The sequence below is a fragment of the Microbacterium marmarense genome, assembly GCF_037204165.1.
GTDB classification, from domain to species: Bacteria; Actinomycetota; Actinomycetes; order Actinomycetales; family Microbacteriaceae; genus Microbacterium; species Microbacterium marmarense.
The window spans coordinates 174,450-201,175 of the sequence record NZ_JBBDGL010000002.1 but is presented as its reverse complement, the minus strand read 5'-3'; the positions used below and the strand labels follow the sequence as shown (position 1 = coordinate 201,175).

The 26,726-nt window shown below is 62.6% G+C and carries 26 protein-coding genes and 1 tRNA gene; 8 read left to right on the top strand and 19 right to left on the bottom strand.

Annotation, left to right across the window (positions count from 1 at the left end):
• The first annotated feature begins 5 nt into the window (after nucleotides 1–5).
• From WDU96_RS07355 to WDU96_RS07340, 4 genes are all read left to right on the top strand, one after another.
• Nucleotides 6–500 carry an NfeD family protein gene (locus WDU96_RS07355; RefSeq protein WP_337337853.1) on the top strand — a complete coding sequence of 165 codons (495 nt, stop codon included), beginning with the start codon at nucleotides 6–8 and terminating at the stop codon, nucleotides 498–500.
• Nucleotides 493–1,560 (top strand): SPFH domain-containing protein, encoded by a 1,068-nt coding sequence (locus WDU96_RS07350; protein ID WP_337337852.1) that lies wholly within the window; start codon nucleotides 493–495, stop codon nucleotides 1,558–1,560. Before WDU96_RS07355 ends, WDU96_RS07350 begins: the two co-directional genes overlap by 8 nt.
• A complete protein-coding gene (locus WDU96_RS07345; RefSeq protein WP_337337851.1) occupies nucleotides 1,553–2,347 on the top strand; it encodes a glycerophosphodiester phosphodiesterase family protein in 795 nt (264 codons plus the stop codon). Before WDU96_RS07350 ends, WDU96_RS07345 begins: the two co-directional genes overlap by 8 nt.
• A gap of 105 nt (nucleotides 2,348–2,452) precedes the next feature.
• A complete protein-coding gene (locus WDU96_RS07340; protein ID WP_337337850.1) occupies nucleotides 2,453–2,833 on the top strand; it encodes an RNA polymerase-binding protein RbpA in 381 nt (126 codons plus the stop codon).
• 31 nt (nucleotides 2,834–2,864) lie between these two features.
• Here WDU96_RS07340 and lnt read toward each other — a convergent pair whose 3' ends face one another.
• From lnt to WDU96_RS07295, 9 genes are all read right to left on the bottom strand, one after another.
• Nucleotides 2,865–4,403 (bottom strand): apolipoprotein N-acyltransferase, encoded by a 1,539-nt coding sequence (gene lnt / locus WDU96_RS07335; protein ID WP_337337849.1) that lies wholly within the window; start codon nucleotides 4,401–4,403, stop codon nucleotides 2,865–2,867.
• A complete protein-coding gene (locus tag WDU96_RS07330; protein ID WP_337337848.1) occupies nucleotides 4,403–6,901 on the bottom strand; it encodes a DEAD/DEAH box helicase in 2,499 nt (832 codons plus the stop codon). The genes lnt and WDU96_RS07330 overlap by 1 nt, the downstream gene beginning before the upstream one ends.
• Entirely contained in the window at nucleotides 6,898–7,659 is a 762-nt protein-coding gene (tatC, locus tag WDU96_RS07325) for a twin-arginine translocase subunit TatC (protein ID WP_337338409.1), read from the bottom strand. The genes WDU96_RS07330 and tatC overlap by 4 nt, the downstream gene beginning before the upstream one ends.
• 67 nt (nucleotides 7,660–7,726) lie before the next feature.
• Nucleotides 7,727–7,987 (bottom strand): Sec-independent protein translocase subunit TatA, encoded by a 261-nt coding sequence (gene tatA, locus WDU96_RS07320; RefSeq protein WP_337337847.1) that lies wholly within the window; start codon nucleotides 7,985–7,987, stop codon nucleotides 7,727–7,729.
• A 60-nt stretch (nucleotides 7,988–8,047) separates the two neighbouring features.
• The gene (locus WDU96_RS07315) at nucleotides 8,048–9,010 is read right to left on the bottom strand and encodes a helix-turn-helix transcriptional regulator (protein WP_337337846.1); all 963 of its coding nucleotides are present in this window, start codon (nucleotides 9,008–9,010) and stop codon (nucleotides 8,048–8,050) included.
• Complete coding sequence (locus WDU96_RS07310; protein WP_337338408.1) at nucleotides 9,007–9,945, bottom strand: helix-turn-helix transcriptional regulator; 939 nt, start codon at nucleotides 9,943–9,945, stop codon at nucleotides 9,007–9,009. Before WDU96_RS07310 ends, WDU96_RS07315 begins: the two co-directional genes overlap by 4 nt.
• A gap of 110 nt (nucleotides 9,946–10,055) precedes the next feature.
• Complete coding sequence (locus WDU96_RS07305) at nucleotides 10,056–11,012, bottom strand: FKBP-type peptidyl-prolyl cis-trans isomerase (RefSeq protein WP_337337845.1); 957 nt, start codon at nucleotides 11,010–11,012, stop codon at nucleotides 10,056–10,058.
• 9 nt (nucleotides 11,013–11,021) lie between these two features.
• Nucleotides 11,022–12,050 (bottom strand): tRNA (adenine-N1)-methyltransferase, encoded by a 1,029-nt coding sequence (locus tag WDU96_RS07300; RefSeq protein WP_337337844.1) that lies wholly within the window; start codon nucleotides 12,048–12,050, stop codon nucleotides 11,022–11,024.
• A complete protein-coding gene (locus WDU96_RS07295) occupies nucleotides 12,047–12,733 on the bottom strand; it encodes an HAD family hydrolase (RefSeq protein WP_337337843.1) in 687 nt (228 codons plus the stop codon). Before WDU96_RS07295 ends, WDU96_RS07300 begins: the two co-directional genes overlap by 4 nt.
• A 69-nt stretch (nucleotides 12,734–12,802) precedes the next feature.
• On the opposite strand from WDU96_RS07295, the gene WDU96_RS07290 reads away from it, so the two are divergent.
• On the top strand, nucleotides 12,803–13,678 hold the full coding sequence (locus WDU96_RS07290) for a PAC2 family protein (protein ID WP_337337842.1): 876 nt from the start codon (nucleotides 12,803–12,805) through the stop codon (nucleotides 13,676–13,678).
• A gap of 10 nt (nucleotides 13,679–13,688) precedes the next feature.
• On the opposite strand, the gene WDU96_RS07285 is transcribed toward WDU96_RS07290, so the two are convergent.
• From WDU96_RS07285 to WDU96_RS07270, 4 genes are all read right to left on the bottom strand, one after another.
• On the bottom strand, nucleotides 13,689–14,513 hold the full coding sequence (locus WDU96_RS07285; protein ID WP_337337841.1) for an undecaprenyl-diphosphate phosphatase: 825 nt from the start codon (nucleotides 14,511–14,513) through the stop codon (nucleotides 13,689–13,691).
• Between the two features lie 50 nt (nucleotides 14,514–14,563).
• Nucleotides 14,564–15,865 carry a M20/M25/M40 family metallo-hydrolase gene (locus WDU96_RS07280; protein WP_337337840.1) on the bottom strand — a complete coding sequence of 434 codons (1,302 nt, stop codon included), beginning with the start codon at nucleotides 15,863–15,865 and terminating at the stop codon, nucleotides 14,564–14,566.
• 95 nt (nucleotides 15,866–15,960) lie between these two features.
• A tRNA-Leu gene (locus WDU96_RS07275) sits at nucleotides 15,961–16,044 on the bottom strand.
• Between the two features lie 90 nt (nucleotides 16,045–16,134).
• Complete coding sequence (locus WDU96_RS07270) at nucleotides 16,135–17,232, bottom strand: VIT1/CCC1 transporter family protein (protein ID WP_337337839.1); 1,098 nt, start codon at nucleotides 17,230–17,232, stop codon at nucleotides 16,135–16,137.
• 138 nt (nucleotides 17,233–17,370) lie between these two features.
• Between WDU96_RS07270 and WDU96_RS07265 the strand changes: the two genes are divergently transcribed.
• Nucleotides 17,371–17,598, top strand: a complete 228-nt coding sequence (locus WDU96_RS07265; protein ID WP_337337838.1) for an RNA-binding S4 domain-containing protein — start codon at nucleotides 17,371–17,373, stop codon at nucleotides 17,596–17,598.
• Between the two features lie 9 nt (nucleotides 17,599–17,607).
• Here the strand turns inward: WDU96_RS07265 and WDU96_RS07260 are convergent, their stop codons facing one another.
• The 4 genes from WDU96_RS07260 to WDU96_RS07245 all read right to left on the bottom strand — a co-directional run bounded on the left by WDU96_RS07260 (nucleotide 17,608) and on the right by WDU96_RS07245 (nucleotide 21,610).
• Nucleotides 17,608–18,486 carry an ABC transporter permease gene (locus WDU96_RS07260; protein WP_337337837.1) on the bottom strand — a complete coding sequence of 293 codons (879 nt, stop codon included), beginning with the start codon at nucleotides 18,484–18,486 and terminating at the stop codon, nucleotides 17,608–17,610.
• Nucleotides 18,473–19,474 carry an ABC transporter ATP-binding protein gene (locus WDU96_RS07255; RefSeq protein WP_337337836.1) on the bottom strand — a complete coding sequence of 334 codons (1,002 nt, stop codon included), beginning with the start codon at nucleotides 19,472–19,474 and terminating at the stop codon, nucleotides 18,473–18,475. Before WDU96_RS07255 ends, WDU96_RS07260 begins: the two co-directional genes overlap by 14 nt.
• A gap of 4 nt (nucleotides 19,475–19,478) precedes the next feature.
• Entirely contained in the window at nucleotides 19,479–20,627 is a 1,149-nt protein-coding gene (locus tag WDU96_RS07250; protein WP_337337835.1) for a LolA family protein, read from the bottom strand.
• A 113-nt stretch (nucleotides 20,628–20,740) separates the two neighbouring features.
• Nucleotides 20,741–21,610 carry a formate/nitrite transporter family protein gene (locus WDU96_RS07245; protein ID WP_337337834.1) on the bottom strand — a complete coding sequence of 290 codons (870 nt, stop codon included), beginning with the start codon at nucleotides 21,608–21,610 and terminating at the stop codon, nucleotides 20,741–20,743.
• A gap of 91 nt (nucleotides 21,611–21,701) precedes the next feature.
• Here WDU96_RS07245 and WDU96_RS07240 point away from each other — a divergent pair, with 91 nt between their 5' ends.
• Nucleotides 21,702–23,018: a chloride channel protein gene (locus tag WDU96_RS07240; protein ID WP_337337833.1), complete on the top strand. Its 1,317-nt coding sequence runs from the start codon at nucleotides 21,702–21,704 to the stop codon at nucleotides 23,016–23,018.
• A gap of 26 nt (nucleotides 23,019–23,044) precedes the next feature.
• Here the strand turns inward: WDU96_RS07240 and WDU96_RS07235 are convergent, their stop codons facing one another.
• A complete protein-coding gene (locus tag WDU96_RS07235; protein WP_337337832.1) occupies nucleotides 23,045–24,889 on the bottom strand; it encodes a DEAD/DEAH box helicase in 1,845 nt (614 codons plus the stop codon).
• Nucleotides 24,890–25,028: 139 nt separating this feature from the next.
• Between WDU96_RS07235 and WDU96_RS07230 the strand changes: the two genes are divergently transcribed.
• Nucleotides 25,029–25,889, top strand: coding sequence for an SGNH/GDSL hydrolase family protein (locus tag WDU96_RS07230; protein WP_337337831.1), 861 nt, complete (start codon nucleotides 25,029–25,031; stop codon nucleotides 25,887–25,889).
• On the opposite strand, the gene WDU96_RS07225 is transcribed toward WDU96_RS07230, so the two are convergent.
• Complete coding sequence (locus WDU96_RS07225) at nucleotides 25,886–26,692, bottom strand: TrmH family RNA methyltransferase (protein WP_337337830.1); 807 nt, start codon at nucleotides 26,690–26,692, stop codon at nucleotides 25,886–25,888. The genes WDU96_RS07230 and WDU96_RS07225 overlap by 4 nt on opposite strands.
• Between the last annotated feature and the right edge of the window lie 34 nt (nucleotides 26,693–26,726).

Genomic DNA, 26,726 nt, shown 5'->3' with positions numbered 1-26,726 from the left:
GGGCGATGTTGCCAGATCTCACGCAGTACATGTGGATTCTCTGGCTTGCCCTCGTGCTGATCTTCGTCATCATCGAGTTGCTCACGCTTGAGTTCACCTTTCTTATGCTCGCGGCGGGCGCGCTCATCGGCGGCCTCGGGGTGAACCTTCTGGGTGGGGCCTGGTGGCTGCAGATAGCCGCCGCCGCCGTTGTCTCGGCTCTGCTGCTCTTCACGATTCGCCCGCTTCTGCTCAAAGCACTGCGCCGTGGCTCCGCAGACGTGCCGATGAACGTCGACGCGATTCTCGGTATGTCCGGTCGCGTGATCGGCGCATTTACCGAAGGCAACGGCACTGTGAAGCTTGATAACGGCGAAACATGGTCTGCACGGCTTCCAGAAGACGTCTCAGATTCGCTGCTGGCGGTCGGCACACGAGTGTCAGTAACCCGGGTGCTCGGCGCGACCGTCGAAGTTTCCGCTCCCCCCTCTCCCCTCGAAAGGACCACCAAGAATGGTTGACGTTGGGGCCTTTGTCGGCCAGATATTCATAGTGATCCTGCTGATCGTCATCGCGATATTCGTGGTCGTGGTTATCTTTCGCTCAATTCGCATCATTCCCCAAGCCAATGCGGGAGTCGTCGAGCGACTGGGTAAATATCAGCGAACACTTGCGCCTGGATTGAACATCCTCGTTCCGTTCATCGATCGCGTTCGACCGCTCATCGATCTGCGCGAGCAAGTCGTATCTTTTCCGCCGCAACCGGTGATCACCGAAGACAACCTCGTCGTCTCCATCGACACCGTCGTGTACTTCCAAGTGACTGACGCGCGTGCGGCGACCTATGAGATCGCGAACTACCTGGGCGCGGTAGAGCAGCTCACGACCACGACGCTGCGAAACGTGGTGGGTGGTTTGAACCTCGAAGAGGCGCTTACGAGCCGCGACGAAATCAACAGCAAGCTTCGCGTGGTGCTCGACGAGGCGACAGGAAAGTGGGGCATTCGCGTATCGCGTGTCGAGCTCAAGGCGATTGATCCGCCGCTCTCAATCCAAGACTCGATGGAGAAGCAGATGCGCGCGGAACGCGATCGTCGCGCTGCGATCCTCACCGCGGAAGGATCCAAGCAGTCGCAGATTCTTGAAGCGGAAGGTCGCAGACAAGCCGAGATCTTGCGCGCCGAGGGCGACAAGCTCGCCTCGGTTCTGCGCGCGCAGGGCGAATCAGAGGCCATCGAAATGGTGTTCAACGCGATTCACGTCGGTGATGCCGACGAGAAGCTGCTGGCTTACCAGTACCTGCAGACTCTTCCGAAGATCGCTGACAGTCCATCGAGCAAGCTGTGGATCGTGCCCAGCGAGATGACGCAGGCGTTGCAGGGAATCGGTGCGGCGTTTGCTGGACGCACCGGGTCAACCCCTCCTCCCACCGACGAGAGTGCAACGCCAAAGGCAAAACGTGAGTCGACGAGCCGCGCCACCGCTGAAGAGGCTGTGGCGGCGGCAAAACAGGCAGCCTCTGAAGCAGACTCCATCGCAACTGAAGCACGCACTGCACCAACACCCGGATCGGATGTCTGAACCGCCCGCGCCGCACCCCTGGTTTGACGCGTCCGAGACACCTCGCGTGCTCGCCCATCGTGGGCTGGTGACCGATGACGCGCTCTCGGCCGGCATCGTCGAGAACTCCTTCGCGGCAGTAGCGGCGGCGCATGCGGCAGGCGCGATCTATCTTGAGTCTGATTGCCATCTCACCCGGGATGGCGAAGTGGTGCTCTTTCACGACGACGATCTGCTGCGGATCGCCGACGACAAGCGGCGCATCGACGAGGTCGATCTGCGCGAGCTAGAGCAACTCATGGCGGAACGCGGTGGACTGGTGACTTTGGCTCAAGCGCTCGATTCGTTTCCCGATGTTCGGTTCAACATCGATGTGAAGGCGGATGCTGCGGCAGAAGCCGCGGGAACCATCGTCGGACCGTTTGCCGACCGAGTTCTGCTGACAAGCTTTTCCGACCAGCGACGACGCCGAGCCCTCGAATCCGCGCTCCACGCGAACCCCGCGCAACGACCAGCTACCTCCGCCGGTTCGGCCACGGTCGCACGACTGATTCTCGCCCTCACCATCCGCTCGCGGCGAGGCGTCGCTGCAGCACTAGATGGCATCGATGCGCTGCAACTGCCAGAGCGACAGGGAGGACTGCGGGTGGTGAGCCCGCGGCTGCTCGAAGCTGCGCACCGACACGGGGTGGAAGTGCACGTGTGGACGGTGAACGAACCCGACGATATGCGCCGGCTGGTCGCGCTCGGAGTCGACGGAATCGTGACCGACCGCGCCGCCGATGCCCTCGCCCTGCTGAAGGTCTAACACCGGCTGTGCATCAACTGTGAATGGTCGTTAACGGGCACCGTTCCAACCTTCTGCACAGGTGACCCCGTTATACCTAATAGGTAGCGACGAGAGGACCACACAATGGCAGACCGCAGCCTTCGCGGCATCCGACTCGGCGCCCAGAGCTTACAGAGCGAAGAGGGCGTCGTGTTCCATGAACGCGCACAGCACACCTACCACTGCACGACGTGCAAAAACGATTCCACGCTGACCTTTGCCGCTGACGCAGAGGTTCCCGAGGCCTGGGAATGCCGCACCTGCGGCGCCGAGGCGCTCCTGCGTGTTGGCGACACGACGGCCACCGTCGACCATTCCGGCGACAAGGTGCCTCGTAGCCACTGGGACATGCTGCTAGAGCGTCGCACGCTTCCAGAGCTCGAGGAGTTGCTCGAAGAGCGCCTCGCCCTGTTGCGTGAGCGCCGCGGCACAAGTGAGCCCGCAAGCGCCAAGATCAGCGCCTAACTGACGCGATCTCTTGCAAACGCCGGCCCTCCTAGAGGGTCGGCGTTTTGGTGCGCCCGCGCGCAGCGATCTTGACGCGTATGCCGATCACAATAAGAACGAGCACGCTGCCAAATCCGAGCACCAACTGCACCGCAGGACCGATGATGACCGCCGGTGTGAGGCCGGTGCGCAGCGGCACATCGGTGAGCATATGGCCCGCAACGTCCGCCGCAATGCCGTCGATCGTGGTGCCATCCGGCGCGATCACCTGACTGGTGCCAACGGTCGACAGGTTGACTACAGAGCGACCCGTTTCAATCGCTCTCATGCGGGCGAAGGCAAGCTGCTGAAGGTTCTCGTCAGTGTCGCGGAAGTCTGCATTGTTCGTCTGGAACATGTAGATCTGTGCACCGTCTCGGGCGCCGTCCCAGATGACACGGTCATAGATCACGTCGAAGCAGATGGCCAAGCCAACGCCAATGCCGTTGACGTCGAAGAACGGTGGGTTGGTACCCGGCGTGTACTCGCGTTGTATCAGACCGACCAGATCAGGTGCCAATGGCTCGAAGAACCAACGATCGGGCACGTACTCCCCCATCGGCACTGGGTTCGCTTTGTCATGCAGTTGCACCGCGCCTTCACCGCCGACCCACAACATCGAGGTATTGAAGGTGTCATCGCCGCGTGTGGTCGCCGCGTTCACGAGCAACGGGGCATCCACTTGTCTGGCTAGCGCATCGAGCGTGAAAGCCGTTGACGAGTTCGTCAACGGGTCGGAGTCAATTCCACCCTCCGGCCAAAGCATCACATCCATCTCTTCGCCGAAAAGAGGCTCGGATGCTTCGAGTTGCGCACCGAGCACCGCATTGGCGGTGCGCTCATCGAAGTAGCCCGATGGTCCGTTGCCCTGCACGCTGCCGACACGCATGTCGCCGGCGGGAGTGGTGGGATATGCCGGTAGCACGAGCATCAGCAGGCCAAGGCTCGCGGCTGGTATGGCCGTGCGAATCTGCCGCCACTGCCCAAGCCGAATCCACTCGATCACACCTGCGGTGAACGCAACCATGAAGAAGGTGAGCCCAGCGACACCCACCCACGAGGTGATGTGCGCGAGCGGGCTCTCAGACTGGCTCATTCCAATTCGTGCCCACGGAAAGCCCGAGTAAGGCCACGCACCCATAAACAGTTCACGTGCCGTCCACAGGCCCGCCACGAGAGCGGGCAGCGCGATGAGGCGCACCCACCGTGACGATGACAGCCGAGGCAGCCATCGATAGGCCAGGGTGATTGGAATCGACCCGAAAGCTATGAAGACGGTCTCGACAGCGGTTAGGGCGAACCAGGGAACCACACCCAGATAGCGCGTGATCCACACAATGTGAATCAGATAGAACGAGACGCCGAAAACGAATCCAACAAGTACCGACCCCCACGCCGACCTACCGATGAGCGTCACGAGCACCAGCCCGACGCCAACAAAGGCGAACGGCCACCAGCCCAGCGACGGGTAGGCGAGATCAAGCACGCCGCCAGCGAGAGCAGCGACGATGACAGCTGCCCAAAGGGGCAAGATCGGACGAACGTGCATCAGACCGTGCCGTACGCCACTATGCCGCGGCGGACCGCATCAAGGGCCTTGCGCGCAGTCGTGGCCAGCGGAGCGTCGGCCACCAGCGAGAGCTGGTCGAGCAGGTCAATCGTCTGCTTAGACCAGCGCACGAAGTCACCCGCTGCCATATCGGCTTCCGAGAGCACCCGATCGAGCATGCCGCCGCGCGCCCACGAGTACATTGCCTGAGCAAGGCCCGCAGCTGGCGGTTCGGACCCCGGCAGCTTGTGGTCTTGTTCGAGGTCGTCGAGCTCTTGCCATAGCGTCAAAGTCTCTGCCAACGCCACGCGGAAAGCGCCGCGCGGCAGTGCCCGCTCACCCGAACCCGACTCATCACGGCGCGGTTCATAGACCAGACTGCACGCCAGTGCGGCGAGCGACGGTGCATCGAGCTTGTTCCACAGACCCTGGCGAATCGACTCGGCCACGAGCAGATCACGTTCGCCATAGATGCGTCGCATCGTGCGACCCGCGGCAGTGAGGCTCACGACTCCCTCATCGTCGATGTTCACATACTGCAGGGTGTGCAACACGTCGACAACACGGTCGAAGATTCGGGCCACGGTTCCGGTGCGATTGTCGATCTCGCGCCGAAGCTGGTCGGTAGTACGCTTCATGCGCCAGTAGCGCTCACCCCAGCGCGCGTGATCTTCGCGCTCCGGGCACTGATGGCAGGGGTGTCTCTGCATGCGGCGCCGCAACGTAGCCAGTTGCTTCTGGCGCGCATCTCGGGTGGAACGCGATGCGTTCGCATCCTTCCGGTTGGTTCGCTCGAGATCACTGAGCTCACGGCGAATGCCGGAGTACTCGGCGAAGTCACCGCGATCGCAACTCATCGCTTTCTTGTAGCCAGCAAGCGACTCTTCTTGCTCGCGCACCTTGCGCGCGAGGCCGACCACAGCACGGTCTGCTTGAAACTGCGCGAACGACGACTCGAGAATCTCGCGTGCACGGGGCCGTCCGAACTGATCGATGAGGTTGACGGCCATATTGTATGTGGGACGAAAACTCGAGTTGAGCGGGTAGGTGCGGCGAGAAGCCAGCGCGGCGACGGATTGCGGGTCTAGCCCCTCCGCCCACTGAATGACCGCGTGGCCTTCAACATCGATACCGCGCCGTCCGGCACGTCCGGTGAGCTGCGTGTACTCCCCTGAAGTGATAGCCACGCGCGCTTCGCCGTTGAACTTCTCGAGCTTCTCGAGCACAACAGTTCGCGCCGGCATGTTGATGCCCAGCGCGAGTGTCTCGGTTGCGAAGACAACCTTCACAAGGCGGCGGCGGTACAGGTCTTCAACGACTTCTTTGAACGCGGGAAGCAGACCAGCGTGGTGTGACGCCACCCCCCTCTCGAGGTTGCTCAGCCAATCCCAATAGCCGAGCACAGCAAGGTCTTCGTCGTGCAAGGCACGAGTGCGCTCCTCGACGGTCGCGCGAATCTCCGCGCGCTCCTCCGCCGTCGTCAGGCGCAGGCCCGAGCGGCGCACCTGCTGAACGGCCGCATCACAACCGACACGAGAAAAGATGAAGAAAATGGCAGGAAGAAGATTTGCGCGGTCAAGGAGCGCTATCACCTCGGGACGGTCAATACGCTCCATGCGCGGCACATTCGCGGACCGCACCGGCGGCTTGTTGCCGTGCTTTGTTCGGCGCCGCGATGACTGGTAGCCGCCGTGTCGCGCACTGTTCGACGATTGCGCGCGTCGGTTGTTCTCGTAGTTGTTGCCCTTGAACGAGCGGATTCGCATGAGCTCTTGATTGACCTGAGCGGTTGCGATGCCGGCCCTGTCATCGAAAAGCGGAAGCAGATCTCCTCGCACGAGCACGTGCTGTTCTAGCGGCACCGGACGAATCTCCGACACGATCACGGCGGTGTCGCCACGCACCGTGTCGAGCCAGTCACCGAATTCTTCAGCGTTCGACACCGTCGCAGAAAGTGAGATCATCCGCACTGCGGGCGGAAGATGAATGATCACTTCTTCCCATACCGCGCCGCGGAACCTGTCGGCGAGGTAGTGGACCTCGTCCATGACGACGTAGCGCAGGCCGCGCAACGCTGGTGAGTCGGCGTACAGCATGTTGCGCAGCACTTCGGTTGTCATGACAACAACCCGCGCATTGCCGTTGATGTTCGTGTCGCCGGTGAGGAGGCCTACCTCAGACTCACCATAAACCTGCTGCAACTCCCGAAACTTCTGGTTGGAAAGAGCTTTCATCGGTGTGGTGTAGAACGCTTTCACGCCCGGCTCACGCATCGCCAGATGAATGGCAAACTCTCCGACGATCGTCTTCCCCGCGCCCGTGGGGGCAGCGACCAACACGCTCTTGCCATCCTCAAGCGCGCGGCATCCTTCGATCTGAAAATCGTCGAGTTCAAACTCTTGGGATGCAGCGAACTCGGCCGTGATCGAGTGAATCCGGTTCTGCTCGGCGCTCTCGCGCGCTCGTGCGTATTGCTCTGCAGGACCGGGGTCGCTCACTCGGGTGCCTCCGAAGCTAGAAATGCCGCATCGCGTTTCGCTTTGCGTCGGTCAAAGAGCATCGACAGGCCAGCCGCGGCGAAGAAGAGCATCGTCAGGATGCCCGCCAGCAGCAAGGTGGTGGCGATGTCTGCCGGTGGCGTGGCGAGAGAAGCGAATACCACCGCGATGATGATCGCGATGCGCCAGCCCTGAAGAATCGCACGTCCCGAGATGATTCCGGCCAAGTTGAGCGCCACGAGGAACACGGGCAGCACGAAGGCAACCCCGACGAACAACAGCAGCTTGAACACAAAATCGTAGTAGTAGATCGCGTCATAGAACGCGGCCGCACCTTCGGGGACAAACGTCGCCATCAGGCTCACGATGTTCGGCATCACGTAGAGTCCGGTGGCGCACCCAGCGAAGAAGAGCGGAACCGCGGCACCCACAAATCCGATGGTGTATCGAATCTCTTTGCGAGTCAGACCGGGCATGATGTACGCCCACACTTGCCAGATCCACACCGGAGCCGAAAGCAACAGGCCGATCGCGAACGACATCCTCAGTCGAAGATCGAATCCTGCCGTCACGCTGCTGAACGCCAACTCGACAGCCGAACCTTCGCCGCGGCTCTCTGCGACGATTCGAATCGGCTCCGTGATCAACCGCAACACAGGGTCCGTCACGATGAATGCGACGACCATTCCCACGACCAGCGCGATCGCGCCGATCAGCAATCGTCGCTTCAGCTCCACCAAATGAGCGCCCAGCGACATCCGCCGGTCGCGCTTCGGGGAGTCTGGATCTCCCGTGCGCGGCGGCTCAGTGGTCACCACGAAGGCGCTACAGGGTCGAGTCGGGAGTCCTGCCCGTGTTCGAAGACGGTTCGCTTGGAGTCACCGTATTCGAAGTCGAGGGGGCAGGAGCCGAGTTGACGGGGCCTTCTGCATCAGCCTTGTCTTCGTCCTTCATCGCCTTCATTTCGCCCTTGAACACTCGAGCGGACTGCCCCATGCTCTTCGCGAGAGCGGGAAGCTTCGCTGCACCAAAGAGCAGAAGGATCACGGCGAGGATGAGGAGCCACTGCCAGCCTTGGATTCCCATGTGTGTAATCCTTCCGGGGATTGCGAAGTACGGTGTGGGTAGTCTAACCCCGCAAACTCGCTAGGAGTACTGATCGAGCCCGGCTTCGGCCCATTCGGCAGCGGCGCGTCGGGCACCCTCTGGCCGCACGACCTCCACGGCACCCCCGCGACGGGTTGCCAGCCGGCGAAGGCTCAATTCGTCCGCGACCCGCATCGTGGCGGTGCTCACGCCGCGCGAAGACTCGACACGAGCTCGTTCAAGGTAGTCGCCCAGCAGCGGCGCAACGTCATTAGAAAAGCGGACGGTGGCTGTCAGATCCTCATCTGCCGGATCAAACCACGCCTGCGGCGAGTCGCCGGTGTGGGTGATGGAGATGTTCGTGAGCTCGAGATGGCTCACGCGCTCCAAGTGGAAAGTACGCATCGCTTCACGAAGGTGACACCAGCCCTGCAGATACCACTGGCCGTTCGCGATCTGGACTTTCGTCGGGTCGACGGTGCGGGTGGTGGCTTCAGCATCCGGCGCCTTATAGGTGAATGACACCGCGACTCGATCGCGAAGCGCAGCCGCAACGACATCGCGCACCTCGTCGACGGGCCCGGGGGCAACGATCACGTCAACGGGGGTTCCCGATACACCGCGCGCGAGTTTGCCGAGCAAGCCGGTGAAGACCTCAGAGTCGCCGATTCCCGGAAGCGAACGCGCAAGCTGCAGCCCCGCAAGAAGAGCCGCAGCTTCGCGTGCGGTCAACTTTGGGCTGCGTTCGAGACCGACCGTGTTGGTCAGTGCGATGCGATCTTGCTCGTCGAGCAGTGACCAGTCGATGTCAAACAGGTCGTTTGGCATCTGCCAGAAGCCGCCGTCGCCGGGGCGACCGATCACCGTGAGCTTCTCGACCATGGCGCGCATCGTCTCGGGCGCGACATCGAATTCCCGAGCAGCATCGTCGACAGATACCTCGCCCTTGCCGACGAGGTAGGGCACCAGTTGCAGCATCAGGGCCGCTCGGTCGGTGGCAACCATCGGACGAGGTTCGCTCATGATGCAACTCCGTGCAGGTCTCGCGCTGCGACCAGGCGTTGAATGACCTGTTCCCGCAGTTCAGCCGGTTCAACAACACGCACTTCAGGGCCGTAGGAGGCGATCTCATCGGCAAAGATATGGATGTCGACGAACGGCACACGAATGCCTTGCTCAAGGGGCTGGGGATGAATAGCCCGTCGCGCCAGCCGGAGCGCTGCTTCGGTGCCGGGGTTTACTTCGAGCAGCGCGGAGTTTCGCGCCGCGACTGCTTCGAGCCCTGCGATCGCGCGTTCTCCGGCCCCGTCGCGTAACTCACGACCAAACGATTGTCGAGTGATGGCCACATCGCCGACCACCCGCGAGAGCAAGAAGGTGCGCTCGGCCTTCGCATCAAGGTCTATTCCGTAGACGTGCCAGCGGGCTTCATATTCGACGAGCGCCAGCGGCTGCAGTCGACGCGTACGCGCGGCACGCTCGCCCGGTTTCAGGTACGCAAAAGTGACAGCCTTGCAGAGGTCTATGGCCCGCTCAAGCGGCACGAACGATGGTTCGCGGATGCTGATGCGCGGCGAGAATCCAATGATCGGCTCGTCTACCTCGATGCCGAGCGCACGGATCTTGCGCAACCCGCTGCGCGCAGCATCCGTCATCGACCCCTCACCCCACACACCGCCAGCAAGGTTCAGCAGCGCTACTTCTGCGGGAGTGAATTCGATGTCATCGGGAAGCGAGTACTCACCAATCGCAATGCGATAGCGGGCAGACCGCAGATCGTCAGGGTCGCTGCTCTCGCCCAGCGTTTCTATGGGAACACCGAGTTGGCGCAGGTTCAGCTTGTCGCGCTCGAAGCTCTTCTCCAACGCCGCTTTGGACGATCCTGCATCACGCAGTTCGCGATAGCCGGCGACCGAAGTCAGGATCGTGTCTTTCGTCAGTCCCTGCTCAGTCGCCATGAGCGCGACTACGAGGTTGAGCAGTCGCTCTTCGGGCGGACCCGCATTCGGTGAGTTGTCAGGCACTCCCACATCCTAAGTCGCTCGTGGGGTCGACCGTCGGTGCCTCGCTAAGAGAGTGGAGCTTCGTCGAGACCGACGATGTCAATCACGAACACCAGGGTCGAGCCAGCCGGAATGTCGCCCTGCGCCCGATCACCGTAGCCCTGGTCGGGTGGAATCACCGCGAGAACCTGCGAGCCGACAGTCTGACCTTCGAGCGCAGCCGCAAACCCTGGCACCACCGAATCAAGAGTCATCGACGCCGGTTCGGTATCCCACGTGGTGTCGAAGACCTCACGGCCATCCCAGGTCACCCCGGTGTAGTGCACGCGAACGGCTTGATCACCCGTGACGACCTCGCCGCTGCCTTCTTTGAGAGTCTCGATGACAAGTTCCTCAGGGGCTGCGCTGCCGGGCACGATGATTCCCGGGCGCCCATCGGGCGCGCGCACGACAGTCGGCAGCCCGTTGGCCGCGTTGAACTGGTCGTCACCGTCGGCCGCGGGCAAGTACACCTTGCGCACGTCGACGACGCCGATCACTGAGTCGTCTGCCTCGACGCCCACGCTCGCAAGCGATGCCGCATCGAAGTCGCCGGGAGCCATTGCGATGGTGACGCGGGAGCCCTCGGTCGCGCACATCAGCGCTTCATCGAACGCCGAGAACTGCTCACTCCAGCGGTCAACGGTGTATGCCCGCGAAAGGTCGCCGTCGTAGGGAGTAGCCAACAGGGGCTCACCCGTTTGGCCACTGAAAAGCGCCACATCCACGACAACCAGCTGCGAGGTTGTGGTGATGGGCGTGCCTTCGCCCGTAACGTCTTCGCGCGACGATGTCTCCTCGACATAGAACGGCGTATAGACATCGACGACGGGAACCGCGCCGACTGCGCCGCTCACGCTGACCAGATCGAGATCTTCTGACCCCGACGCGGGGACGCAATCAGCGGACGTCGATGCGGTGCATCCCGTCAGTGAGACGAGAGCAACTCCGGCAACGGTGAGGGCAACAGGGAACTTACGCACCGCAACAGTCTAGGCGGACGGATCAATCTCGTCTGTCGCGGGAGTGTGCGACTCGGCTGATGCCGCTGCAATGCGCGCGCCTTGCGCTGCCTTCTGCGCCTCCCGTACCCGTTTGCGCAGGTTCTTGTCGGTGATCTGGCGGTCACCCACGGCCCCGGGAGTCCACATTTCGACGTCCTCGTCGCCGTAGCTCGACTTCGAGGCGCGACGCTTGACTTCGGGTGGCACCGCACCAGGGGCTAGCCTGCGCGCCCAGATCAGAAAGCCGGTGTGCGCGATCATGCGGTGGTCGGGACGAACCGCGAGGCCTTCAACGTGCCAACCGCGCACCATGGTCTCGTTCGCTTCGGGTTCGGTGAACAGGCCGGTGCCGCGAATGAACTCGGCGACGCGACTGAGCTGGGTTGCAGTTGCGACGTAGCAGAGCACTACCCCGCCGGGCGTGAGCGCATCAGCGACCACGTCAATGCACTCCCACGGCGCGAGCATGTCGAGGATCACACGATCAACCGAAGCTGGCTCAACGGTTTCGGGCAGCGCGTCGACCAGGTCGCCAACAGTGACCTGCCAGTTGTCGGGGACTTCGCCCATAAATGTCTCAACGTTGGCCTGCGCGACCTCGGCGAAATCGTCACGGCGTTCAAAGGAATGCAGCTTTCCCTCGGAGCCGATCGCACGCAGCAGCCACAGCGATAGTGCGCCCGAGCCCACTCCAGCTTCTACAACGACAGCACCCGAGAAGACGTCCGCTTCGGCGAGGATCTGCGCAGCATCCTTCGGATAGATGATGGCAGCGCCACGCGGCATCGACATCACGAAGTCGCGCAGCAGCGGCCGCAGTGCGAGGTATTCGTGCTCGCCGCTGTTGGCGACGACCGAGCCGTCGTCGAGACCGATGAGGTCGATGTGCTTGAGCACACCGTGATGCGTGTGCAATTCGCCGTCTTCACGAAGCGTGATGGTGTGCAGCCGGTTCTTCGGTCCGGTCAGCTGCACTCGGTCACCGACGCGGAACGGTCCGCTGGGTCGCTGATTCATCGAGAGGAATCCTTTCGTGCACGGACATCGGCATGGAAGGATGCCAGATCTTGGGCGGTGCGGCCTTCAAGTGTTGCCCAAATGGCGTCGGCGCCGACGCCTTCGACCGGCACCATGAGGGGAACGCCGATCGTCGTGGCGCCAGATGCAACGGCGCTGCGCAGCCCATTGGGCGAGTCTTCGATCGCCAAGGTGTCGTGAACATCAACCCCGAGTGCTTCGCACGCCTGCAGGTACGGATCGGGAAAGGGTTTCGGCCGAGCGACTTCGTCACCGGCAACGACCACATCGAACGCATCGAAATCGATGAGATCGACGACCGTATCGGCCATACGCCGCAGCGACATCGTCACGAGGGCGGTCTTGATTCCGGCAGCGCGCAGGCTGGCGAGCAGCTCGCGCGCGCCAGGGCGAAACGGCACACCCTTGGTAGCGAGTTGGCGCATCACCTCATCGGTGAGGTGCGCGGTGATCTCGTGCACTGCCATGCGCACACCAGCGGTCTGAAAGATTCGCGCTGAATCTTCGAGTCCGAGGCCCACGCATGCGAGCGCCTGTTCGTGCGACCACGTGCCGCCGAATTTCTCGATAAGCGGCGTCTCGGCTGCCATCCAGTACGGCTCAGTGTCAACAAGGGTTCCGTCCATGTCCCACAGGACGGCAGAAAGCGGGGATGAACTCACCGTGCAATGCTACCCGTCGGTGCACGGGCCTATTGTGGAGGGAACTTACCGAGCGTCGAAGGAGGTCGCGTGGACGGATTGGGACGTCGAATACTCGTCGCTGCGTTTGATGGATGGAACGATGCCGGAGAAGCTGCGTCGTCGGCGATCACCCATCTTCGCGAAGCTGGCACCTACGAGCCGGTCTTCAGCGTAGATCCGGAGTTGTACTTCGACTACCAGTACACCAGGCCCCAGCTGACGATGGATGCCGATGGCACCCGCTCGCTGGTGTGGCCCGAAGCTACGCTTTTCAAGCCCAAGCGCACTACCCGCGGCACGCAATTGTGGCTGCTGACCGGAGTGGAGCCGGCCCGAGCTTGGAAGGCATTCGCCAGTGAGTTCATGGATGCTGCGCTCGCCGCAGACATCACCGGTTTCGTCTCGCTCGGTTCGATGATGTCGGATGTTCCGCACACTCGGCCGATCTCAGTGTTCGCCGGAAGCGACGCGGATCAGCTGAGAACGTCACTCGATCTTGAGAAGAGCACCTACGAGGGACCGGTCGGCATTCTCAGCGTGCTCGGACACGCAGCCAACGAAGCAGGCATTCCCGCCGCGAGCCTGTGGGCGAGCGTTCCGCACTACGTGGCCGGACACACGCCATCTCCAAAAGCCAGCTTGGCGCTTCTTGACCGCCTCGAAGATCTCACGGGTGCATCGTTGCCGCGCGGCGATCTGCCCACCGCCGCCGCTACCTGGGAAGCATCCATCGATGCGGCTGCGGCAGACGACGAAGAGATGACCGAGTACATCCACCAACTCGAGCAGACGCGGGACACCTGGGATTCGCCCGAAGCATCAGGCGACGCGATTGCGCAAGAGTTCGAGCGCTACCTGCGCCGTGGCGGCGATGGCGGACCGACGAAGCCCGGGCGCGACGACCCGCCCCGTCCGCGACGCTGACGCTGAGTGACTAGGCCGAGATCAGGCCTAGGCTGAGCAACACGATCAGAGTGGTTCCCAGCGCGACGCGATAGATCACAAACGGCAAGAAGCTGTGGCGTGAGATCCACTTCATGAAGAACGCAATCACTCCGAGTGCAACCAGGAATGCCACAACGGTTGCCACTGCCGTCTCGGCGAGAGTGAACACGCCCGGCTCGTCCCAGCTCTTGAACAGCTGATAAAAGCCGCTGCCGAACACCGCAGGAATCGCAAGCAAGAAGGCGTAGCGTGCGGCTGCGGCACGCTCGTAGCCCATGAACAGTCCCGCCGTGATGGTGCCGCCCGAGCGTGACACTCCTGGGATGAGCGCCAGTGACTGCGCGAATCCGTAGACCACGCCATGGCCCAGGGTGAGGTCGTTGAGCTTTCGCTTCTTGGCTCCCACGTGGTCGGCGATTCCGAGCAGCACGCCGAAGAAGATCAGCATCGCTGCGACGATCCACAGTGAGCGGAAGGTGGTCTCGATCTGGTCTTGAAAGATCAGTCCCAGAACGACGATCGGGATGCTGCCGACGATGATAAACCAGCCCATGCGGGCATCGGGATCGCTACGCGGCACCTTGCCGACAAGCGACCGAAACCATTGGCCGATGATGCGCACGATGTCGCGCCAGAAGAACAGCACGACGGCCGCTTCGGTGCCAATCTGAGTAATGGCGGTGAAGGCCGCGCCCGGGTCCTGGGCGGTCGGCAGAAACTCTCCGAGAATGCGTAGGTGCGCGCTCGAAGAAACCGGCAGAAACTCGGTGAGTCCCTGCATGAAGCCGAGAATGATCGCTTCGAGGAATTGCATGGGCGCCTTTCGCGGAGGATGCCGGGGGGAGCATCCGAGAGTCTATTTCGTCAGTAGCTGCGCAACAGATCGGTGAGCACGGACTGGCCGAACTCGAGTGCATCGAGCGGCACTCGTTCGTCGACCCCGTGGAACATTCCGGTGAAGTCGAAGCCCGCGGGTAGCCGAAGCGGCGCGAAACCGTAGCCCTCGATGCCCAATCCTGCGAGTGCCTTGTTGTCGGTGCCGCCGCCCAGCAGGTACGGAACCACGGGCACTCCGGGGTCGTGACGGCCAAGCGCGGCTACCATGGCGCCGACGAGGTCGCCAGAAAACGGAACCTCAAGACCGATGTCTTGGTGCACGATCTCGACATCGATACCCTCGCCCACAATGCGTCGGATGTCCTCGAGCGCGGCTTCTTCTGTGCCTGGCAGTACGCGCACGTCGATGAGGGCTTCGGCGCGGTCTGGGATCACGTTGTGCTTGTACCCGGCGGTCAGCCCCGTGGGGTTGGTGGTGGTTCGAAAGCTTGAACGCAGGAACCCGGCGGCCGTGCCAGCGGTCGCTGCGATCGCGTCGGGATCGGTGGAACCAATGTCTGCGAGCTCGCCGAGGCGGGCGAGCATCTCGGTGGTCGCGGGGGTCAAGCTCACCGGCCACTGGGTGCTGCCGAGAGCTGCGACGGCCTTCGCAAGGGCGGTCACCGCGTTGTCGAAGTGGTAGCTGGAGCCGTGTGCGGCGCGTCCGCGGGCCACCAGCCGAATCCAGATGAGCGCCTTCTCCCCCACCTGCAGCAGGTAAGCCCGGCGCTCGCCGACGGCGATCGAGTATCCGCCAACTTCACTGATCGCTTCCGTGGCGCCCGCGAACCACTCCGGGTGATCGCGGACAACGAGTTCAGATCCCTCTACCCCGCCGTTTTCCTCGTCTGCGAAGAAGGTGAGTATCAGGTCGCGCTCGGGCTGCTCTCCGCTGCGCAGAATGTCAGCCACCGACGTCAGAATCATGGCGTCCATGTTCTTCATGTCGACGGCGCCACGCCCCCAGAGCATGCCGTCGCGAATCTCACCCGCGAACGGATCAACGCTCCAGTCTTCGGCAATGGCGGGAACGACATCCAAATGCCCGTGCACCACCAGAGCGGGTTTGTCTGGATTGCGACCCGGGATGCGGGTCATCACATTCGTGCGTCGAGGGATCGGTTCGAAGTACGTCGGCGTCAGCCCGATCGACTCCAGGTACGCCCCGACATATTCTGCGGCTTCCCGCTCGCCTTTGGCATGTCCACCGCCGTGGTTGGTGGTGTCGATGCGGATCAGATCACGTGCGATCGTGACGACCTCTGAAAGCGGACTGTCGGCAGGAGGCATGCCGACAAACTTACCGCCAAAAGCAGGGGCCTATCGGCCACGAAGTGGCGGCACCAACAGAAGAAGGCCCCCTTTCGGGGGCCTTCTTCGTTCTGTGCGCGAGGGGGGACTTGAACCCCCACGCCCTTTCGGGCACTAGCACCTCAAGCTAGCGCGTCTACCTATTCCGCCACCCGCGCAGGTGGTGTTTTTCAGTTTTGCAACCGAGGAACGACATTACCATGTCGGTGCAGAGACAACGAATCGAGGCGGGAATTGATCGCGCTGTGTCAGCCCAGCGTGACCCCGAATGCCAAGCCCAGCGCGTACGTGACGGCCGCTGCGCCGTAGCCGATCGCCAGTTGTCTGAGCGCCCGCCGCAGCGGCGGTGCGCCAGAGAGCACTCCCACAGCTGCGCCGGTAGCCATGAGCGCAATTCCCACCAGCACGAGCGCAAGCACGACGGCTGCGAGCCCCGACAGCCCGAGTATCCACGGAAGAACGGGGATAATCGCGCCTGACGCGAAGAACAAGAAGCTTGAGATCGCTGCGCGCCATGCGCTGCCGACCACATCGTCGTCATCACGTGCGGCCAAAGGCTCGCCTGGGTGCGCCGTTCCCTGCTGCGCGCTCGCGACTGCTTCGCGGGCGCGCACCAGCGCCTGGTCTTCTGGCATTCCGCGCGTGCGATACACGAGCGCGAGTTCATTGGCATCGAGATCGAGATCGTTCAGCGTCGCGTTCGCATAGTCGCTGGGTTCTGTCGCTTCCAGCAGCTCCCGTTGAGACCGCACCGACACGTACTCCCCCGCACCCATTGACAGTGCACCAGCTAGCAGTCCCGCCACGCCGCTGAAGAGCACGAGCTGCGGTGCAACGCCCGTCGCGCCGATGCCCATCACCAGCGCGAGGTTGCTGACCAGCCCGTCGTTCGCTCCGAATACGGCAGCACGAAAACTTCCCGACAGTCGGCGTCGTCCTCGTGCGGCAAGACCTCGTACGACTTCATAGTGCACCTTCTCGTCGGCGGCCATAGCCGCCGACGCGTGAGGGTCATCGTCGTACGGAGAGCGCTCTTCAGCGCTCTGAGCGAGCGCGAGCACGAAGATCGAGCCGAACCGCGACGCCATCCACCCGAGAGTTTGAGTGCGAATGCCGGGGCGAGGCAGGCGCGACGGTTCACCGCCTAGGAGATCAAGCCAATGGGCTTCATGGCGGCCCTCAGCATCAGCCAGCGCGAGAAGGATCGCTCGTTCTTCTCCGGCGCGGCGGCCCGCGAGACGACGATAGACGTCTGCTTCGGCGCGTTCGTCCACCAGATATCTGGCCCAACGTCGCCGTTCCGCGGCGGTGGGCGGTACATCGGGAACAGCGCTAGACGAGTTCATGAGCCTCCAAGCTCCGATTCGGAATGCTTCTACGCTAATCAGCTCAGCATTCGCAGCCCGTACCCAGATCACGTTTGACAGCATTTCGGAATGCCGAACGCCCGACTGGGACTTTCGCTGGTCGGCTAGCATTTGAACATGACAAACTCGGCTCGAATCGACGACGTATCCATCGGCGGCGAGTCGATTCGCCTTGGCCAGTTCCTGAAATTCGCGGGGCTACTCGACACGGGCGGCGACGTGAAAGAAGCCATCATCGACGGATACGTCACCGTCAACGGTGAGGTCGATCGCCGCCGCGGTCGACAGCTTCAATTCGGTGACGTTGTCGGCTTCAGCGGCCATCACGTGCGCGTCTGCGCCTGACGTCGACCGCTACGACAACACATCGCGCCGAGTGAAGCGCACGATCGCAGCGACGAAGAAGAGCACGACGTAAGCCGCTTGAATCAGCGCGTTGTCGACGAACGAATCCCACACGATCGGCGAACGCAACAGGTCGGCGAAATCGAGCCATCGGTCTGTGAAGAGGAACGGATGCAGCGCCGAGAGCTGCGGAATCGATCCGACGATCTGAGCCGCAACCGCGAGAATCGCCGTGGCGGCCATCGCACCCACCGGCACTGTTGTCAGCGTCGACAGGAAAAGACCGATCGCGGTCAAGCCAAGCAGCGAGACCATGGCATAGGCGGCTACTGCGAGCAGCCTCAGCAGGCCCTCGCCCACTGACACCTCGGTTCCCGAGACCAGAGTCAACGGTCCGACCGGAAAGAGCGCCCAGCCGGCGAGGGTGCCGAAGACCACAATCGTCAGCGCGGCAGCGATCGCGAACGCTGCCGCGACCAAGTACTTCACCCACAGCAGGCGAATACGGCCGACGGGGGCGATCAACAGATAGCGCAGCGTTCCGTGGCTGGCCTCGCCCGCAATGGAATCGCCAGCGGTCACCGCAATCGTGAGCGGCAAAAACAGCGGAATGGCGAGCGTCATCGCCGCAACGCCCACAAACAGACCGTTATTGGTGATCTGGTCAAGAAACGCAGGGCCACGGCCCGCGTCGGTGCCTCCTGCAACCCGCAGCGCCACCGCCAGCAAGATCGGAATGAGCGCGAGAGCGCCGAGCATCGCCCAGGTGCGTGAACGCCGAAACAGCGTGCGCAACTCGTTCCGCAACAGGCGCAGCGTTCCTGCCAGATGCAAGCCACCGCCATCCGCAGAAGGGGCGCCGGTCTTCAGCAGCTCAGGCGACGACATCGAACCCCTCCCCCGTCAGCTCGACGAAACGCTGCTCAAGGCTGGTGCGCTCGACGGCAAAACCGTTCACGCGCACCCCTTCCTGCACCAGCGCCGCGACGATAACATCCGGCCGTGGATCGGCCGCTTCATCGGGAAGAGTCGCGACGATAGCTGTCGCATCTGCCGCGCCTGCGCTCGAGGGAGCAACAATCAGCCCAAGTCCTGCGAGCACACGCTTCGCCACAGCGACGTCGGGGGTATCTACTCTTGCGCGCGCACCACCGCCGCCGCTGCGGAAATCGTCAAGAGTTCCCTGCGACACGAGCGAGCCAGCGCTCATGATGCCCACGTGCGTGCACACCTGCTCGACCTCCGCCAGCAGGTGACTCGACACGAACACAGTCGCTCCTTCGTCGGCCACCGATTGCACGAGCGCGCGAACCTCGCGAGTTCCCTGCGGGTCGAGTCCGTTGGTCGGCTCATCAAGCACCAGCAGCTCACGCGGTGTGAGCAGCGCGTTGGCCAAGCCGAGTCGTTGCTTCATTCCCAGCGAGTACGCATGAGCTTTCTTGCCCGCCGCGTGAGAGAGACCTACGCGTTCGAGCGCTGACGCGACCCGTTTGTTGCGGGAACGGGCGTCAGAACGGGGATCGGCAGCATCCATCCTCTGCAGGTTCTGCTCTCCGCTGAGGTATGGCCAGAATGCTGGTCCCTCGACAAGTGCGCCTACGCGAGGCAACACGGTCGCGAAAGTTCGCGGCATCGGCGAACCCAGCACGTACGCCTCACCGCTGGTTGGACGCACGAGTCCGAGCAACATGCGGATTGTTGTCGTCTTGCCTGCGCCATTGGGCCCGAGAAAGCCGAAAACCGAACCGCGCGGCACGGCCAGATCGATTCCAGCGACTGCGGCGTGCTTGTGAAACCGTTTCGTCAGCCCGTGGGTTTGTATCGCAAGGTCGGCGCTACTCGTGTGCGTGTGCTGCTCGGCAGACAACGAAGGCATTCGGTTAGTCGCCGGATGCTGCGTCTACGAGCACATTTGCGGGAACCGCGCCGATAAGGGTTCGACCGTCGTCGGTCATGAGAACTGTGAGCAACGCCGTTTCGAATAGTCGTCCGCCGTCGACCGCGGTCGTGAAGCTCTCGAGCATCGTTTGCTGCTCAGCAGTGAGACCGACAAGCGTCTGCGAGCTGCCCTCCGCCGCCGAGAGCTCAACGACCGTCGACCACCCTTCGCCAACAACGTTCATCTGAGGTGCGGTGGCATCGTCGATGACAGCTTCGTGATCGGTATGCGAGGGCGGTGCGATCTCTTTCTCAGAGACGGTGATGTTCGAACTCGGCTCAAAGGTCAGCGTCGAAGCATCGGGGGCATCGAACGACACGTCTGTGAACGCGATCGAAAACGCCGGGTCAGAGCTATCGGCCGCGGATATCGATGCCGACAGCGCCATTCCTGTTTCACCATCGATAGCGAAACTGATGCTCTCGACGAGAGTGTCATCGCTGCGGGGCTCGAGAATGAGCTCATAGGCATCACGGCCGGCAACGCTCGCATCGGATCCAACGGTCACAACAGTGCTCTCGTCAAGGTTCGCGAGCGCTTCTTCGAGCGTGGCTTGCGGAGTGGGTAGCTCACGCGCGTCATCGGCGCCAGGTTCTTCCCCTGCACTGAAAGTGATCTTCGTCGCGCTCTGCGACTCGGAGTCGACGAACCACGCAGTGTCGCTTTCGCCGTCAAGGTAGACATTGCGTTCAGCGAGCGAATCGAGCACCTGAAGTCGCGCGCTGTCGCCATCAAGATAGACCTTGGCAGTGAACGAGCCGGTGGCAAGCGAAAGCAGATCATCGATATCTGCCCCGCTGTCGTCTGAGGTCGCCGAGTCTGCACCGAAACTCGTGGTGAGGGCGCCGAGGTCAGGCAGGCCCAGATCGGCGGCCTGCTCGATGGTTCCACTCAGCTGATCGACCTCACTGGCGGCCGCGAATTCGAGCAGTTCCTGCGGCGTTAAGTCGGGAAGATCTACCGCGCCTGAAGCGGCGTTCGGGATCAAGACGGCTGCAGCCACGATCGCTGTCGGTACGGCAATGGCGGGAATCGCGAGAAGCGACCGGCGAGCGGTACGCGGGGAGACCCTCTTGGTTCGGGAGGTCATGCTTTCAGCGTACGTCTGTGAATCAGTCGCCGGGCGGGCTCAGTGCAAACGCCCAGGATCTCCCCATCTGAACGGCGAAAACGGCACCGCGCACTTCGCAGCGTTCCTTCGATTTACGGCTCGGGCACTGCTTGGTCGGTCATGTCGGGGTGCTTCTTCAGGTAGCGCCGGCTGTCATTCGCGTAGGCGAAGTAGAGGCCAATCAGCAGACCGCCCCCGATGTAGTTGCCCAGCAGCACGATTCCCAAATTGCCGAGGGCGAGTCCGACGTCGATGCCCTGCTGAAGACCCACGATGGAGAACAGCACGGTATTGGCGACGGAGTGCTCAAAGCCGACGAAGCCGAAGACGAACACACTCGCGATCATCACACCCATCTTGGCGAGGTCGTCTTTGATCAGCCCGTTATAGACGAGCAGCATTGCGAGGTTGATCATGAAGTTGCAGAGAATGGCTCGCACGAACAGGTCTGACCAACCCGAAGCACCGGCGGTCAGGTATGCGAGCTTGTGATCGACTGCCAGGTTCATCTGTTCACCCACGTTGCCATCGGCAAGCGTCGAGAACATGACGAGGACTGCGATGAAGAGTCCGCCCACGATATTGCCCGCATAGCAGAGCACCAGAATGCGCAACAGTCGCCACCACGCGGTCGTGCGGTAATAGGCGCCGACGGTGACGATCATCATGTTGGAAGTCAGCAATTCTGACTTGCTGTAATAGATGAAGACGAGGGCGAAGCCGAATGCCAACGCAGCCACGATGTGGCCGACGCCATCGAGTTCGCCGTTCGCGATGTCATCGAAGGCGGCGAGCACCGCGAAGTAGGTGAGGTACATCACACCGATGATTGCGCCAGCCATCGCCGAACGCATGAGAAAGACGCGGGCAAGGCCGCCGCTCATGGTGGTCTTCGTGCCAAGCACTCCAAGAACGGTCGAGATGAAATGCTTGCCCGGAAAGAGCTGGCTCTGATCGCTCATGCGACTAGGGTCGCACAGCGGTGAGCAACCATGCGCTCCACTATGCTGACCGAGTGCGCCACCTAGCACCGTTGAAAGGACGTGACGTCGAATGACGACGACCGCCTCTGCTCCCGACCCGGCGACGGTGCTGCGCTCGAAGAGCTACGTATCCCTGCTCATTCTCTGCGCAGCAGTCGGCGCTCCAATCGCGGCGATCGCATACTTCTTTCTCGCGCTCGTGGATTTTCTGCAGGGATGGATCTTCACGACTCTGCCTGAGAGCTTCGGGGGCGGAACCGCTCCGCTGTGGTGGCCATTCGTTCCTCTGCTCGCCGCCGGCATTCTCGTCTCTCTCGCAATCAAGTACCTGCCCGGAACCGGTGGAAACTCGCCAGCCGACGGGTTCAAGATGGAAGGCGCACCGAGCAGCGCGCAGCTGCCGGGCATCTTTTTCGCAGCCCTCGGCACCCTGAGTCTTGGAGTAGTGCTCGGTCCCGAAGGACCGCTGATCGCTCTCGGCGCTGGTCTTGGCGCGCTGGCAGTGCGTCTCGTCAAGCGCGGCGCCCCACCGCGAGTTCAGACCATGATGGCGGCGGCGGGCAGCTTCGCGGCAATCAGCACCTTGCTCGGGTCGCCACTCACCGGTGCGTTCCTTCTCATGGAGGCATCGGGACTTGGCGGACCGGCGTTGGGACTCGTACTCGTGCCCGGTCTCTTGGCAGCGGGCGTCGGATCGCTCATCTTCGTCGGGCTTGACGCGTGGACAGGGCTCGGCACCTTCTCCCTTGCTATTCCGAATCTTCCCGCGGCCGATGCTCCTTCTGGTGTGCAGTTCTTGTGGGCAATTGCGATTGGTCTGCTGGCTGTTCCGGTTGGCGCCGGAATCCGCTGGCTCGGTGTCACGCTGCGCACGCTGGTAGAGCGTCGAGTTCTCGTGATCACGCCACTCGTCGGCGTTGGGATCGCGGCGCTCGCTGTCGGTTACGCTGCCATCACCGGCATGAGTTCAGCCGACGTGCTGTTCTCAGGGCAGACTGCGCTCGGTCCACTGATTGAGAACATCTCTGACTACACCGTCGGCACGCTGCTGCTCCTGCTTGTCTGCAAGGCGCTTGCCTACGGCTTGGCGCTGAGCAGCTTTCGCGGCGGTCCGACTTTTCCCGCGCTGTTCATCGGCGCTGTTGGTGGCGCGGCGCTCGCGCACCTGCCCGGACTTCCGCCCATCGCCGGAATGGCAATGGGCATCGGCGCCATGTGCGTCGTGATGCTCAAACTGCCACTCACGTCAGTGCTGCTGACGTCGCTGATTCTCGCCGCTGACGGACTCACGCTGATGCCGCTGGTGATCGTCGCCGTAGTCGTCGCGCACGTTGCCTCGGCACGCTTCGCCCCGCTGCCAACAGCAGACGGCGCAAAGCTCAGCTAGACGCCGCGAGGGCGGCACGGCAAGAGCTAGGAGCGAATGCGGCTGCGAAGAATGTCAATACGCGCCTGCAGCTGAGAGACGGTTGCGTGCGAAACGGCTGGGCCGCCGCAAATGCGACGCAGCTCGGCGTGAACGAGACCGTGGGCCTCGCCTGCCTGGCGCGCATACAGGCCCACCAAGCTGTTCAGCAGCTGACGTTGCTCTTTGAGGGTTCGGTGCAAAGGCGCCGGAATCGTGCTCTCAGCCGGTTCACCACTCGCCTGCTCCGATGCCTCACGAGTCTGTCGATGCCGCCCCTGGCGGGTCTGCCGTTGCATCAGCAGCTCGTGAACATGTTCAGGTTCAAGCAGTCCGGGCAGCCCTAGAAATTCTTCTTCTTCGGGAGTGCCGGGCACGGCCAGCTGACCGAACTCCTTGCCGTCGAACAGCACGCGGTCGAAGTGAGCGAGCGACCCCAGCGCCTGGTAGCTGAACTCTTCTGTGAGCGCGTCAGATGCTTTGTCTTCGCGCTCGGCAGCATCCATCAGGTCTTCTTCGGCGTTCCACTCGTCGTCGTCGCTATCGCGGTCGAGAGCGTGGTCGCGCTGGCGCTCAAGCTCATTCGCCAGACCGAGCAACTGCGGCACATTGGGCAAGAACACGCTGGCGGTTTCGCCTCGCTTGCGCGCGCGCACGAAGCGGCCAATCGCCTGGGCGAAGAACAACGGAGTGGATGCTGAAGTTGCGTACACACCGACGGCGAGCCGTGGCACATCGACGCCCTCCGACACCATGCGCACCGCCACCATCCACCGCGATGTCGACTTTGCAAAGGTCTCGATGCGAGACGATGCCTCGGCTTCGTCTGAAAGCACGACGGTCGGCTGCTCGCCGGTGATGGCGTGAAGAATTGCCGCGTACGCGCGCGCCGCCGTTTGGTCCGTGGCGATGACCAGACCGCCCGCGTCAGCGATCTGCTCTCGCACCTCGGTGAGTCGTCGATCTGCCGACTTCAGCACCGCAGGAATCCACTCGCCTTCTGGATCAAGGGCAGTGCGCCATGCCTGCGAGGTGATGTCTTTCGTGTTGTCTTGACCGAGATGAGCTTCCATCTCGTCGCCGGTCTTGGTGCGCCACCGCATATGACCGGCATAGACCATGAACATCACCGGACGAACGACGCCGTCTTCGAGCGCACGGCGGTAGCCATAGGCGTAGTCGGTGCGCGACACGCGATTGCCCTTGGCATCGGGGTGATACTCCACGAACGGAATTGGTGCGGTGTCGCTGCGGAAAGGCGTGCCAGAAAGCAATAGTCGTCGAGTCGCTCGCGCATAGGCCTCGCGGAGTGCATCTCCCCAAGAAAGTGCGTCGCCGCCGTGGTGCACCTCGTCGAGAATCACAAGCGTTCGTGCATCCATAACCAGCCGTTGATGCACCGATGCCTTGACGGCGACCTGCGCGTAGGTCACCGCCACGCCGTGATAGTGCTTTGCTGGCGCGAAGTGGCGGTTGCTGAAGGCAGGGTCGAGCCTGATCGACACCCTCGCTGCGGCATCTGCCCACTGTGTCTTCAGATGCTCGGTCGGGGCCACTACTACAATGCGGTCGATGATGCGGCGACGAAGCAACTCACTCGCAAGCCGCAGCGCGAAAGTCGTCTTGCCTGCCCCCGGGGTCGCGGCCGCAAGAAAATCTCGTGGTCCGCTGCCTTCACCGTCGGGACCATCCATCGCGAAATAGATGTCGAGCGCTTCAGCCTGCCACGCGCGAAGACGCTGGGCCGTACCCCAGGGTGCACGCTGCGGGAACGACGGCGAAAGATGTTCCGCGGCGAAGCTGCCGATGTGGGCTGACGCATCGCGGTCTTGAAGAAGCGAATCTTCCTGCACAGCACCTCCCCCGAACCTTCACACAACGAGTCACCACACTAAACGACGCGACCGACATCGTGGGCACGAGCGCAGATGCCGGTGGGCACAAAGAATGCGGCGCGATAGCCTTGAGCTCGGTCACAAACCGAGGAGTGCCATGCCAGAGATTGATGAGAATCGCAGCCCATACATCCCGAACGCACAGCCGCATCCGTGGCGACGCTATGTTGCGGTCGGAGACTCGTTCACCGAGGGCATCGGCGACCCGGATCCGTCGTCTCCCGGGGGCCATCGTGGCTGGGCAGACCGCGTCGCGGCAGTGCTCGGAGAACAGGTTCCCGACTTCGCCTACGCCAACCTCGCTATTCGCGGAAAACTGATTCAGCAGATCGTTGACGGACAGATCGACGCAGCTGTCGCACTGAAGCCAGACCTCGTGACCTTCTCTGCGGGCGGCAACGACGTCATTCGCCCCGGTGGCGACCCCGATCGTGTGGCAGAACTGTTCGAAGACGCGGTGGTGCCCCTCGCGGAACACGGCGCGACGGTGGTCGTATTCACCGGAATCGACACGAACTTCACCCCGGTGTTTCGTGGGATTCGCGGCAAGGTGGCCATCTACAACGAGAACATTCGCGCGATCGCCGACAAGTACGACTGCATCGTCGCCGACCAGTGGGCACTCAAAGAAGTTCAAGATATGCGCTTCTTCGACGATGACCGATTGCACATGAATCCGCTCGGTCACCATGAGGTGGCCAGAATGGTGCTGCGCGCTCTCAATGTTGACAACGACCTGCAGCCGATGGTTCCCGAGCCGGTGCCGAACCGCACCTGGCGTGAAGCTCGCACCGGCGATCTGGTCTGGGCGCGCGCGCACTTGGTTCCATGGGTGCTTCGCCGCCTGCGTCATCAGTCATCGGGCGACGCGATCGCCGCCAAGCGACCCGATGCTGTGCCCGTCACCACGCTCGCGCCAAGCAGAGACCCGGAACAGAAACCGGGAGAACTCGCCTAGCGGGCCCGCAGTTCCCACATTGCTACCGCGCTCGCTGCGGCAACGTTGAGCGAGTCAACACCCCCGGCCATAGGAATCGTCACCACGGTATCGGCCGCGTCGAGCGCCCGTCGACTCAGTCCGTCACCCTCGGCTCCGAGCATGAGCGCGACGCGCTCGGGTCGCACCTCCGCGAACGCGTCCAGGTCGACTGCGCCATCGGCCAGCGCGAGCGCTGTGAGGTGCATTCCGGCTCCGTGCAACACTTCACGCGCTGCACGCCATTCAGGCAGGCGCGCCCACGGCACCTGAAAAACCGTGCCCATGCTCACGCGCACCGATCGGCGGTACAGCGGATCCGCGCACCGCGGACTGATGAGCACAGCGTCGGCGCCGAGCCCCGCTGCCGCACGAAAGATCGCCCCGACGTTGGTGTGATCGACGATGTCTTCGAGAATCACGACCAAGCGCGCGTCGGCGATTACTTCGCTGACAGAGAGCGGCTCTGGGCGGTGCATTGCGGCAAGCGCACCGCGGTGCACGGCGTAGCCGGTGAGCTGCTCCGCGATCTGGGGTTCGACGACATAGATGGGGGTGTCCGGAAAATCCGCCAGTACCGGTTCGATATCGGCAAGCCATTTCTCTTGCACGAGCACCGACCGAGGCCGGTGCCCCGCGGCGACAGCGCGGGCGATCACCTTGGCGGATTCCGCGATGTACAGACCTCCCCGGGGCTCAAGCACACGACGCAGCGCGACGTCGGTGAGGTCTCGATAATCGGCAAGCCGCGGATCATCGGCGGTAGTCAGCGGCAGGACGGGCATGACCCCACTCTGACAGAGCCCGTAACATCCCGGT